11 protein-coding genes are annotated in these 11,749 nt (G+C 68.9%); 10 read left to right on the top strand and 1 reads right to left on the bottom strand.

Features of this window, described 5'->3' with window-relative positions; genetic code table 11:
* Positions 1-30: 30 nt before the first annotated feature.
* Positions 31-852 (top strand): sulfite exporter TauE/SafE family protein, encoded by an 822-nt coding sequence (locus F0Q34_RS17760; protein WP_149813591.1) that lies wholly within the window; start codon positions 31-33, stop codon positions 850-852.
* Here F0Q34_RS17760 and F0Q34_RS17765 read toward each other — a convergent pair.
* Positions 834-1,322, bottom strand: a complete 489-nt coding sequence (locus F0Q34_RS17765; RefSeq protein WP_149813592.1) for an RrF2 family transcriptional regulator — start codon at positions 1,320-1,322, stop codon at positions 834-836. The two genes, F0Q34_RS17760 and F0Q34_RS17765, sit on opposite strands and share 19 nt — an antisense overlap.
* 83 nt (positions 1,323-1,405) lie before the next feature.
* Here F0Q34_RS17765 and hmpA point away from each other — a divergent pair, with 83 nt between their 5' ends.
* From hmpA to F0Q34_RS17810, 9 genes are all read left to right on the top strand, one after another.
* Positions 1,406-2,608 (top strand): NO-inducible flavohemoprotein, encoded by a 1,203-nt coding sequence (hmpA, locus tag F0Q34_RS17770; protein ID WP_149813593.1) that lies wholly within the window; start codon positions 1,406-1,408, stop codon positions 2,606-2,608.
* 260 nt (positions 2,609-2,868) lie between these two features.
* Complete coding sequence (locus F0Q34_RS17775; protein WP_149813594.1) at positions 2,869-3,807, top strand: 2-hydroxyacid dehydrogenase; 939 nt, start codon at positions 2,869-2,871, stop codon at positions 3,805-3,807.
* Entirely contained in the window at positions 3,807-4,577 is a 771-nt protein-coding gene (locus F0Q34_RS17780) for a class II aldolase/adducin family protein (RefSeq protein ID WP_149813595.1), read from the top strand. The genes F0Q34_RS17775 and F0Q34_RS17780 overlap by 1 nt, the downstream gene beginning before the upstream one ends.
* Before the next feature lie 13 nt (positions 4,578-4,590).
* The gene (locus tag F0Q34_RS17785) at positions 4,591-5,667 is read left to right on the top strand and encodes an ABC transporter ATP-binding protein (RefSeq protein WP_306419399.1); all 1,077 of its coding nucleotides are present in this window, start codon (positions 4,591-4,593) and stop codon (positions 5,665-5,667) included.
* 149 nt (positions 5,668-5,816) lie between these two features.
* Positions 5,817-6,593, top strand: coding sequence for a class II aldolase/adducin family protein (locus F0Q34_RS17790; RefSeq protein ID WP_149813641.1), 777 nt, complete (start codon positions 5,817-5,819; stop codon positions 6,591-6,593).
* Complete coding sequence (locus F0Q34_RS17795; protein ID WP_149813597.1) at positions 6,590-8,251, top strand: amidohydrolase; 1,662 nt, start codon at positions 6,590-6,592, stop codon at positions 8,249-8,251. Before F0Q34_RS17790 ends, F0Q34_RS17795 begins: the two co-directional genes overlap by 4 nt.
* A gap of 4 nt (positions 8,252-8,255) precedes the next feature.
* On the top strand, positions 8,256-9,197 hold the full coding sequence (locus F0Q34_RS17800) for an ABC transporter permease (RefSeq protein ID WP_149813598.1): 942 nt from the start codon (positions 8,256-8,258) through the stop codon (positions 9,195-9,197).
* Positions 9,194-10,093 carry an ABC transporter permease gene (locus F0Q34_RS17805; RefSeq protein ID WP_194163326.1) on the top strand — a complete coding sequence of 300 codons (900 nt, stop codon included), beginning with the start codon at positions 9,194-9,196 and terminating at the stop codon, positions 10,091-10,093. Before F0Q34_RS17800 ends, F0Q34_RS17805 begins: the two co-directional genes overlap by 4 nt.
* Before the next feature lie 22 nt (positions 10,094-10,115).
* The gene (locus F0Q34_RS17810; RefSeq protein ID WP_149813599.1) at positions 10,116-11,741 is read left to right on the top strand and encodes an ABC transporter substrate-binding protein; all 1,626 of its coding nucleotides are present in this window, start codon (positions 10,116-10,118) and stop codon (positions 11,739-11,741) included.
* Positions 11,742-11,749 lie beyond the last annotated feature (8 nt).

Below are 11,749 nucleotides of genomic sequence, written 5' to 3' on the forward strand. Positions count from 1 at the left end.
AACGCCAAGGTCAACACCCGCATGGAACATATGACTGATCCCTATTGGCTCGCGGTGCTGGCCTTCGCCATGGCCGTGACCGGCCTGCTGTCCGGCACGCTGGCCGGGCTGCTCGGCGTCGGCGGCGGCATCGTCATCGTGCCGGTGCTGTTCAACGTCTTTCCGCTGCTCGGCATCCCGGAGGCGGTGCAGATGAAGCTCGCCGTCGGCACCAGCCTGGCCACCATCATCCCGACCTCCATCGTCTCGGCGCGCAAGCACCATGCCAAGGGCGCCATCGACATGGGGCTGCTGCGGGCGATCTGGCCGTCGATGATCCTGGGCGTCGCGCTGGGAACGATCCTGGCGATCTGGCTGCATGGCGACGCCCTTTCCGGCGTGTTCGCCGTGATCGCCCTGCTGGTGGCGCTCAACATGGGCTTCACCGGGGTGGACTTCAAACTGCGCGACCAGACGCCGCGCGGCCCCGGCCTGTGGGGCATCGGCGGCTTCATCGGCACCGTTTCGGCTATGATGGGCATCGGCGGCGGCACGGTGGGCGTGCCGATCCTGTCGATGTTCGGCACGCCGATCCGCTCCGCCGTGGCGACCGCCTCGGTCTTCGGGCTGATCATCTCCATCCCGGCCACGGTGGGCTTCATCTGGGGCGGCTGGGGCAACCCGCTGCTGCCGCCCTTCTCGGTGGGCTACATCAACCTGATCGGCTTCGCGCTGATCGTGCCCAGCTCGATCCTGGCGACGCCCTGGGGCGTGCATCTGGCGCACACCATCCCGCCGCTGATGCTGAAGCGGGCCTTCGCCCTGTTCCTGGCGATCACCGCGGTGCGGATGTTCTACGCCCTGCTGACCTGAGGCAGTGGGGGCGGGGGCGCTTCCAGCCCCAGAAGGGCCCTCAGCGCCTCCTGGCGCGGGGCCAGCAACTCGGCCAGCGTGACGCCGTCCAGCACGGCCATGAAGGCCGCCAGCGCCTCCGCCAGCGCGGATTGCAGCCGGCAATGGCCGGCGATCAGGCAGGGGCCGCCGGATGGCAGGCCGTCCGCGCCGGCGAAACAGGCCACCAGCGCCAGATCCTCCTCCGTCGCGCGCACCACATCGCCCACCCGGATGGCCTCAGGCGGGCGCGCCAGCCGCAGCCCGCCGCCGCGCCCGCGCACCGTGTCCAGGAAGCCCGCGCGGCCCAGCCCGTGCACCACCTTGGTCAGATGGTTCTCCGAAATGCGGAAGGCCGCCGCGATCTCCGCGATGGAGGCGAGGCGCCCGCTGCGCAGCCCGACGAAGATCAGGGTGCGCAGGGCGTAATCCGTGTGAAGGGTCAGGCGCATAATAAAGGTATATAGCACTTGCACCTTCAATTCAGCAGGTCCTATAAGGTGCATAGTTTATGCATCTTTAGGTAGGACGTGCGATGCCAGCTCCGCTCAGCGACGCCACCATCCAGATCATCAAGGCAACTGTTCCCGCCCTTGAGGCGCACGGCCTCGACATCACCCGCGCCATGTATGCGCGGCTGTTCCAGGACCCGGCGATCCGTGGCCTGTTCAACCAGTCGCACCAGGGCGCCTCGGACAAGCAGCCGCGCGCCCTGGCGGGGGCGGTGCTGGCCTATGCGCGCAACATCGACAACCTGCCGGCCCTGGCCGGTGCGGTGGAGCTGATCGCGCAGAAGCATGTCTCGCTCGACATCCAGCCGGAGCACTACGAATCGGTGGCGACCGCGCTGCTCGGCGCCATTGGGGAAGTGTTGGGGGAGGCGGCGACGCCGGAGATCCTGGCCGCCTGGGGCGAGGCCTATTGGTTCCTGGCGCATCTGCTGATCGGCCGGGAAGCCGAGATCTACCAGGCCCATGAAGCGGCCCCTGGCGGCTGGAAGGGCTGGCGTGACTTCGTGGTGGCCGAGCGCGTCGCCGAAAGCGCGGTGATCACCTCCTTCCTGCTGCGGCCCGCCGATGGCGGCAAGGTGATGCGGCACCGCCCCGGCGAATATCTGGGGCTGGAACTCACCATCGCCGGGCAGCCGCCGATGCGGCGCAACTACAGCATCTCCTCGGCGCCGGATGATGCGGACTACCGCATCTCGGTCCGGCGGGACGGGCTCGCTTCCTGCTGGCTGCACGACCACGCGGTGGCGGGAACGCGGCTGCGCGTGGCGGCGCCGGCCGGCGATTTCATGCTGCGGGAAAGTGGCCGGCCTATCGTGCTGCTCTCGGGCGGCGTCGGCCAGACCCCGCTGTTGAGCATGCTGGAGGACCTGCTGGCCCGCCGGCCCGAGGCCGAGCTGCATTGGGTGCATGGCACGCTGGACGGCACCACCCATGCCTTCGGCGCCCGATTGCGGGAGCTGGCGGCGCGCCACCCAGGCCTGCGCGTCACCACCTTCTACGAGGTGCCGAGGCCGCAGGACCGGTTCGGCGAGGATTTCGACCTGGCCGGTCGCCCCTCCCTCGCCTGGCTGCTGTCCGAGACGCCGGCGCGCGAGGCCGACATCCATCTTTGCGGCCCGCGTCCCTTCCTGGGTTATTTCGTGCCCGGCCTTCAGGCGGCGGGGCTGGCCGCCGACCAACTCCATTACGAGTTCTTCGGCCCGGCCGAGGCGCTGCAGGCGGCCTGACCTTCCCGCCCCGGAGGGGATGGAGGCGCGGGGAGCCGGGTGGAACAGGAGGCTGTTCCCCCGACCCGCTTGGACAGGCTGCGTGGCGCCGCATCGGCTGCCGCGTGCCCATGCCCTGCGCAACCTGACCGGCCGGCTGGCGCATTCCCACCAGGCATCGCCCGGCGCCGGTGAATTCGGCGCCGCGGCGCCCTGGACGAAGTCGGCGCGGCAGGTGAGGCTGCGGCCACCGGAACCGGCGAGGGGCAGGCGGCAAGGTGGTGAAGCTTCTGGTGAAGTCGGGTGGCCGCGGGGCCGTGGCGGAATGGCAGGAATGCTTCCGCAAGGCGGATCCGCGCATCTCCGTGCATTGGTGGGAAGATGAGGGCGTGGCGCCCGAGGCGGTGGATTACGCGTTGGTGTGGGACCCGCGCCCCGGCTGGCTGGCCTCGCTGCCCAACCTGAAGATGGTGTTCTCCTCCGGCGCGGGGGTGGAGCACATCACCCGTGATCCCGGCTGGCCGCGACACCTGCCGCTGATCCGCATGGGCGGGCCGGAAACGGACCAGCGCATGGGCGAATACATCGCCTGGGCCTGCCTGTCCCTTCTGCGCGAAACGCGGCACTTCGCGCTGGGACAGGCTGCCGCCGAGTGGCGGCACAAGGCCAACCCCTTCGCCGCCACGGAGCGCCGCGTCGGCATCATGGGGTTGGGCAATCTGGGCAGTCGCGCGGCGGCGATGCTGCAGGGGCTGGGCTTCCCGGTGCGCGGCTGGTCGCGCTCCCGCAAGAACCTGCCGGGCGTCGTCAGCTATGCCGGCGCTGACGAACTGGCGGAGTTCCTGGCCGGCACGGACATCCTGGTCTGCCTGCTGCCCTCCACCCCGGAAACCGCCGGGCTGATCGATGGCCGCCTGCTGGCGAAGCTGCCACCGGGCGCGGACGTGGTGAATGCCGGGCGCGGCTCGCATCTGGTGGTGGCGGATTTGCTGGCGGCCCTCGATTCGGGGCATCTTGGCGGCGCCGTGCTCGATGTCTTCGAGGAGGAGCCGCTGCCGGCCGCCAGCCCGCTCTGGTCGCACCCCAAGGTGATCGTGACGCCGCATGTGGCGTCCGAGGCCAGCCGGCAGGGGCGGGCCGGGTATGTCGCCGGCGTCATCGCCGATTTCGAGGCGGGCCGGCCGCTGCCGAACCGCTACGACCCGATCCGAGGTTACTGATGCCGCTGCCCCCACCCCCTGTGCGCCCCGATCCGGATCATCGGCCGACCGAGCGGGAACTGCGCGAGGACCTCGCCTGCGCCTACCGGCTGCTGGCGCATTTCGGCATGACCGACCTGGTCTACACCCACCTGTCGGTGCGCATCCCGGGGGAGGGGCACCGCTTCCTGGTCAATCCCTACGGCCTGTTGTTCGAGGAGATCACCGCCTCCTCCCTCGTGGCGGTGGATGCCGAGGGCGAGCCGCTGCAAGAGACCGACTGGCCGGTGAACCCGGCCGGCTTCGTGATCCATTCCGCCGTGCACCGCGCGGTGGAGCGGGCGCAATGCGTCATGCACACCCACACCCTGGCCGGCATGACGGTGGCCGCGCAGGCCGGCGGGCTGCTGCCGCTGAACCAGATGAACATGGAACTGCATGACCGCGTGGCCATGCACGACTATGAAGGCGTCGCGGCGGATGACAATTTGTCCGAGCGCGAGCGCATCGTCGCCGATCTTGGCGACAGGCCCTGCATGATCATGCGCAACCATGGGCTGCTGACCATCGGCCGCACCGTGGGCGAGGCGTTCTACTGGATGTATTACCTGGAACAATCTTGCCGCATCCAGGTGGCGGCGCAGTCGACGGGCGCGGGGCTTTCCATGCCGCCGCCGGAGGTGGTGCAGCGCGTGCGCGCGCAATCCGCCGACAGCCCGGTGAAAGGCTGGCTGCCCTGGCAGGCGCTGAAGCGCAAGATGGACCGCGAGCAGCCGGACTACCGGAGCTGATCCGGTGAGTGGCGTGACGGGACATGCGCTCAGCCTGGTTGGCGTGGGCAAGCGCTATGGCGGCTTCACGGCGGTGGAGGGCGTCGATCTTTCGGTGGAGCGCGGGGCCTTCCTGACCCTGCTCGGCCCCTCGGGCTCGGGCAAGACGACGCTGCTGATGATCATCGCGGGCTTCGTGGAGCCTTCCGCCGGCGCCGTGCTGCTGGATGGGCGCGACATCACAGGCCTGCCGCCGGAGAAGCGGCAATTCGGCATGGTGTTCCAGGGCTATGCGCTGTTTCCGCACATGACGGTGGCGGAAAACATCGCCTTTCCGCTGCGGGTGCGGCGCATGAACCGTGCCGAGCAGCAGCGCAAGGTGCGCGCCGCGCTTGACCTGGTGCAGCTTTCGGCCTTTGCCGACCGCCGCCCGGCGCAGCTTTCCGGCGGCCAGCAGCAGCGCGTGGCGCTGGCACGCGCCCTGGTGTTCGATCCGGCGCTGCTGCTGCTCGACGAGCCCTTGTCGGCGCTTGACAAGAAGCTGCGCGCCGAGCTGCAGGAGGAGTTGAAGGCGCTGCATCGCCGCATCGGCCGCACCTTTGTCAACGTCACGCATGACCAGGAGGAAGCGCTCAGCCTGTCGGACCGGATCGCCATCCTGAACAATGGCCGCGTGGTGCAGCAGGGCGCCCCTTCCGAGCTGTATGAGGCGCCGCGCACCCGCTTCGTCGCGGATTTCCTTGGCACCTCCAATTTCCTGCGCGGCGTCGTCACCGCGGATGGCAGGGTGCAGGCCGGCGAAACCTTGCTGCGGGCGGCGGTGCCGTTGCCGCCCGGAAGCGCAGCGCTGTTGTCGCTGCGGCCGGAAAAGGTCCGGCTGCTGGCCGAGGGCGACCGGGCGGCGAACAGCGTCGCGGGGCGGCTGGTGTCCTGGTCCTATGGCGGCGCCGCCTTCACCCTGATGGTGGAAACGCGCGACCTTGGCCCGCTGCGCGTCGCCATGCCGGCGTGGAACGCGCCCGTGGCGCCACGGGAGGGTTTGGCGGTCACCCTCGGCTGGGACGCGGATGCGGCGGTGCCGGTGATCGAGGACGCGGCCGCCGCGGCGTGAGGATTGCCCGTTCCGGCGGCGCCCGTCCCGACGCCTGTCCATGCTGGTGGCAGGACGGGCTTATGTTGCACTGCATGATGCAATCGCCGGATTGACGCCGCCCCCCGCGACTGATGACATCGCTGTCACGGTTCCGGAGAGTCATGCAGATGAACGTCGCCACCACCCCGCCGCGAATGTCCTGTTCCGAGGAAGAATGGCGCATCCGCTGCGACCTCGCGGCGCTGTACCGCCTGGTCGCGCATTTCCGCATGACGGATTTCATCTACACCCATATCAGCGCGCGGGTGCCGGGCCCCGAGCATCATTTCCTGATCAACAAGTATGGCGTTCTGTTCGACCAGATGCGCGCCAGCGATCTGGTGAAGATCGACCTCGACGGCAACATCGTCGAGGAAGGGGCGGAATCGAAGAAGGTGAACGCCGCCGGCTTCACCATCCATTCCGCGCTTCACATGGCGCGGGAGGACGCCTTCTGCGTGGTGCATACCCACACCGCCGCCGGCATCGCCGTGTCGGCTCAGAAGCACGGATTGCTGCCGATCAGCCAGCACGCGCTGAAATTCTACGGCCATATCGCCTATCACGGCTATGAGGGCGTGGCGCTCGACCTCGACGAGCGCGAGCGGCTGGTGGCCGATCTCGGCAGCCATAAGGCGATGATCCTGCGCAACCATGGCCTGCTGGTCGCCGGGCGCTCCATCCCCGAGGCGTTCAACCTGATCTATTATCTGGAGCGCGCTTGCCAGGCGCAGGTCGCGGCGCTGTCGGGCGGGGCCGAGCTGGTGCTGCCGCCGGAGGAAGTGCGCCTCAAGACCGCCGCGCAGTTCAATGGCGATCCCCAAAGGTCGTTGTCGCACAGCGAATGGGCCTGGGGCTCCGCGCTGCAACTGATCGAGAACAGCAAGCCGGACTGGCGCGCATGAGCGCCGACCTGCTGATCGCCGGCGGCCGCGTTTTCCGCGGCCTCGCAGGCGGCTTCGCCGAGGCGGCCGCCATCAAGGATGGCCGCATCCTGATCATTGGCGACGAGGCGGAGGTGGCCGAAGCCGCCGGTCCCGCGACGCGTCGCATCGACCTCGGCGGGCGCGTGGCCATGCCGGCGCTGAACGAAGCGCATATGCACCTCCTGTCCTATGGGCTGGGGCTGGCGCAGGTGAACCTCCGCGCCGAGGAGGTCAGGACGCTGGACGAGGTACTGCGGCGCCTGAAGACGGCGGCGTCCACCACGCCGAAGGGGCAGTGGATCCTCGGCCGTGGCTACGACCATGGCGAGCTGGACATCCGCCGCCACCCGCTGGCCTGGGAGATCGACGCCGCGGTGCCGGACCACCCGGTGCTGATCGTGCGCACCTGCGGCCATGTGGCGGTGGCCAACAGCGCGGCGATGAAGCTGGCGGGCGTCGGCCACAACACTCCCGATCCCGAGGGCGGCGCCATCGAGCGCAGGGATGGCAGGCTGACCGGCCTGTTCCAGGAACGCGCCATGCGGCTCCTGAAGGACGTCATCCCGCCGCCTTCTGAGTCGCAGATGGTGGATGCCATCGAGGCTGCCGGGCGCAACCTCGCCGCCTTTGGATTCGCCTCGGCCAGCGACATGAATGTCGGCATGACGGCGGGCATGGCGGAAATCGGCGCCTATCGCCGCGCCGCCGCCGAGGGGCGGCTGATTCAGCGCATGTGGCAGGTGCTGGCCGGCAACCCGGAGGGCATCGCCGCCGAGGCCTGGGAAGCCGGGCTGCGGCCCAATATCGCCAATGGCGCGGCGGCGGAGGAAATGCTGGCGTGGGGCGCGGTGAAGACCTTTGCCGATGGCTCGGCCGGCGGGCTGACCGCCGCCTTCTTCGATCCCTATCTGGAAAGCGCCGGCGGCGGCACGGGCATCTTCTGCTTTCCCGACGCCGCACAGCACGAGATGCTGGCCCGATACCACGCCCAGGGCTGGCAGCTCGACATCCACGCCATCGGCGATGCCGCGATCGAGCAGGTGCTGAGCGGCATGGAAAAGGCCGACAGCGCCGAGCACCCGATCAAGGGCCGGCGCCACCGCATCGAGCATTGCGGCTTCCTGACCGCCGGCCAGCGCGCGCGCATGCTGCGGCACGGCATCATTCCCGTGCCGCAGCCTTCCTTTCTCTGGGAGTTCGGCGACCTTTACGTCACCAATCTCGGCAAGGCGCGGGCCGAGGCGTCCTATCCGATGCGCACCTGGCTGCATGAAGGGCATCATCCGGCGGCCTCCACCGACAGCCCGGTCTGCTCGGTGGACCCGTTCCCGAACCTCTACACCATGGTGACGCGCAAAACGTCGAAGGGCACGGTGCTTGGGGCCGGGGAAACGCTGACGTCCCAGGAAGCGGTGCATTGCTACACCTGGTGCGGCGCGTATTCGCAATTCGCCGAGGATGCGCGCGGCACGCTTGAGCCAGGGATGCTGGCCGACATCACCGTCATGTCGAAGGACTTCTTCGACGCGGCGCCGGAGGAGATCCTGTCGACCGAGGCCGACCTGACTTTCCGGTCCGGCCGCGCCATCTTCGACCGGCATGGCGAGGCCGCGGCCCTGGCCGGCGCGGCGGACTGACGCCATGCTGCGCCACGTCGTGCAGCGGCTGCTGCTGACCGTTCCGGTGATGCTGGGCGTGTTGCTGATCGGCTTCCTGTTGATGCAGGTGGTGCCGACCGATCCCGCCATCGTACGCGCCGGCCCGACGGCCACGCCCGACGTGGTGGAGGCGATCCGCCGCGACCTCGGCCTGGACGAGCCGCTCTGGGTGCAGTTCGGCACCTATCTCTGGCGGCTGCTGCAGGGCGATCTCGGCGTGTCGATCATCAACAACGTCGCGGTGACGCAGGAACTCGGCGCCACCATCGGGCCGACGCTGGAGCTGATGTTCGCATCGCTGTTCTGGTCGATCCCGATCGGCATCGCCCTCGGCACCGTGGCGGCCTATTTTCGCGGCTCGGTGCTGGACCGCTTCGTTACGGCACTGTCGGTGGCGGGCGGCTCCGTGCCAGTGTTCTTTCTGGGGCTGGTGCTGATCTGGTTCGTCGGCTTCCGGTGGCAGTTGCTGCCTTTCACCGGGCGCGCCGGGCCGCTCTGGACCATTGAAGGGTGGCAGGCGGTGGCGCTGCCGGCGCTGACGCTGGGTGGTGTCTTCATCGCGCCGGTGGCCCGCATGACGCGCACCGCCGTGCTGGAGGTGCTGGGGGCGGAGCATGTGCGCACCGCCCGTGCCAAGGGCCTGACCGAGCGGGCCGTTGTGCTGCGCCACGCGCTGCGCAACGCGCTGATCCCGGTGGTGACCCTGATCGGGTTGCAGATCGGCTTTCTGCTGGGTGGCGCGGTGGTGACGGAAACGGTGTTCTCCTGGCCGGGCGTCGGGCGTCTGGCCGTGGGTGCGATCCTGTCATCCGACTTCCCGATGGCGCAGGGCACCATCATCGTGCTGTCGCTGGGCTTCATCCTGATCAATCTCGTGGTCGATGTGCTGTATGTGGCGCTCGATCCGCGCATGCGGGGGGCGTGAGCGTGGCGAGCCTGAACTCCGCGGCCGCCGCGGCGGCCACGCCCGTCGCGCCTTCCGCGCCGCGCCGTCCAGGCACGCTGAGGCGGCTGCTGCGCGAGCCTGTCGCCGCCTTCGCCTTCGCGGTCGCGGTGCTGCTGGTGCTGGCGGCGGTGCTCGCGCCCTGGCTGGCGCCGACCGACCCGTATGACAACAACCTGTCCAGCGCCATGGCGGTGCCCGGAACGGAGGGCCTGCCGCTCGGCGCCGACAGCCAGGGGCGGGACATGGTCACGCGCATGCTGTTCGGGCTGCGGGTGACGCTGGTGATGGGGCTGGCCTCCGTGCTGCTGGGCGGCACCGTTGGCGCCGCGATCGGCTTTATCGCCGCCTTCTACCGTCGCGTGGACGGGCTGCTGATGCGGCTGATGGATGTGCTGCTGTCCTTTCCGGCCATTTTGTTCGGCCTGGCCATCGCCGCCATCTTCGGCCCTGGCATCCCCGCGGTGGTGCTGGCGCTTTCTGTCGCCACCGTGCCGCTGATGGCGCGCATCGTGCGGGGCGCGGCGCTGGTGGTGATGCGGATGGATTACATCGAGGCCGCGCGCGCCACTGGCATGGGCGACGCCCGCCTGATCTTCCGCCATGTGGCGCCCAACTGCCTGTCGCCGATTTTTGTTTTCGCGACGCTGCGCTTCGGGCAGGTGATCCTGCTCGGCTCGGCGCTGTCCTTTCTGGGCCTGGGCGCCCAGCCGCCGGTGCCCGAACTGGGTGCCATGGCCGCCGATGGCCGCAACTTCCTGTTCTTCGCGCCCCATATCGCGGTGCTGCCCTGTGTCGCGATCTTTGTGGTGGTGCTCACCTTCAACCTGCTGGGCGACGCCCTGCGCGACGCGCTGGACCCCCGCCTGCGTATCTGACCCGGTCATGAAAGGGCCAAGCATGCTTGACTTCCTGAAGGCGGGACGGCGCCGCACCGCCGCGCTGCTCGGCGGCACCATGCTCTCGCTCGCGGGGCTGCTGCCTGCCGGGCAGGCCGCGGCGCAGATGGCGCCGAAAGGCACGCTCGTGGTGCTGCGCGAGATCGATGCGGACCGCTACGATCCCCACCGCACCACCGCCACCGCGGCGGGCGAGGCGCTGTTCATGATGACCGATACGCTGGTCTCGATGGACTGGGACCAGAAGACCATCCGCCCGGGCCTGGCCGAAAGCTGGACGGTGAGCGAGGATGGCAAGCTCTACACCTTCAAGCTGAGGCAGGGGGTGAAGTTCTGCGATGGCAAGCCCTTCACCGCGAAGGATGTCGCCTACAGCATCAACCGCTGGATCAATCCTGCCACGCGCAGCCCGGTCAAGTGGCGTGCCGGGCCGGTGAAGGAAGTGCGCGCGGTCGATGACCACACCGTCGAATACGAGCTGACCGAGCCGTTCAGCGAGTTGCTGATCCAGCTGGCGCAGTATTTCGCCGGCATGGTCGATCAGGCGACGGTGGAGAAGCTCGGCGAAAATTTCGGTGTGCAGGGCTTCAACGGCGTCGGGCCCTATTGCTGGGCGAGCTGGACGCCCCGCCAGGACATGGTGCTGACCAAGAACCCCGCCTATAACTGGGGCCCGCCAATCTACAAGAATCCCTCGCCGCAGCTGGACCGCATCATCCTGCGGGTCATCCCCGAGGCGAACACGCGGCTGGCGGCCGTGCAGTCCGGCCAGGGCGACGTGACGCAGTGGATCCCGTATTTCGCGCTGGAGGGGCTGAAGCGGATTCCGACGCTCAAGCTGGTGCGGCAGGAAAGCTATTTCTACGACAACTTCGTGGGCTTCAAGGTCGACAAGCCGGTGATGAACGACCCGGCGATCCGCCGTGCCATCAACATGGCGGTGGACAAGGCGGCCATCAACAAGGCCGTCTGGTTCGGCGCCGGCGAGGTCGCGGATTCCTACATCAACCCGAATGCCCTCGACTACAATGCCGACGCGGCGTCCAAGATGCCCTCCCACGACCCCGAGGCCGCGCGCAAGCTGCTGGACGAGGCCGGCTGGAAGGCGGGCAGCGACGGCGTCCGCGTCAAGGACGGGCAGCGCGCCAGCTTCCTGCTTTATGGCATCCAGCACACCTACAACAACGGCATGATGCAGGCGATCCAGGCGGATCTGCGGCGGATCGGCATCGAGATGCGGATCCAGCTCTGGGATGCCACGGTGGCCTGGGGCAAGCTGGCGACGCAGGAATTCGACGCCTTCGTCATGTCCTACCCCTATGCGTCCGCGACCGACGCTCTGGCGCTGTACTTCCCCGGCACCAACCGGCCGACGCCGAACCGCATGAACTGGAACGACCCGGAAACCGACCGGCTGATCGCCGCCGCCAAGGCGGCGATCAAGCCGGAGGAGCGTGCCAAGGCCATCGGTCAGGTGCAGACGATCCTGGCGGAGCAGAGCCCCTGGCTGCCGCTGGTCCGGCAGCCGCTCTGGGTAGTGTCCGGGCCCCGCGTGGAGGGTGTCCGCCCGCACGGCATCTATGGCTCGGGCCTGTACAAGGGCCTCGACATCCGCCTGACGCGCTGAGGGAAGGA

It is taken from the genome of Teichococcus oryzae (assembly GCF_008386565.1).
Lineage (GTDB): Bacteria > Pseudomonadota > Alphaproteobacteria > Acetobacterales > Acetobacteraceae > Pseudoroseomonas > Pseudoroseomonas oryzae.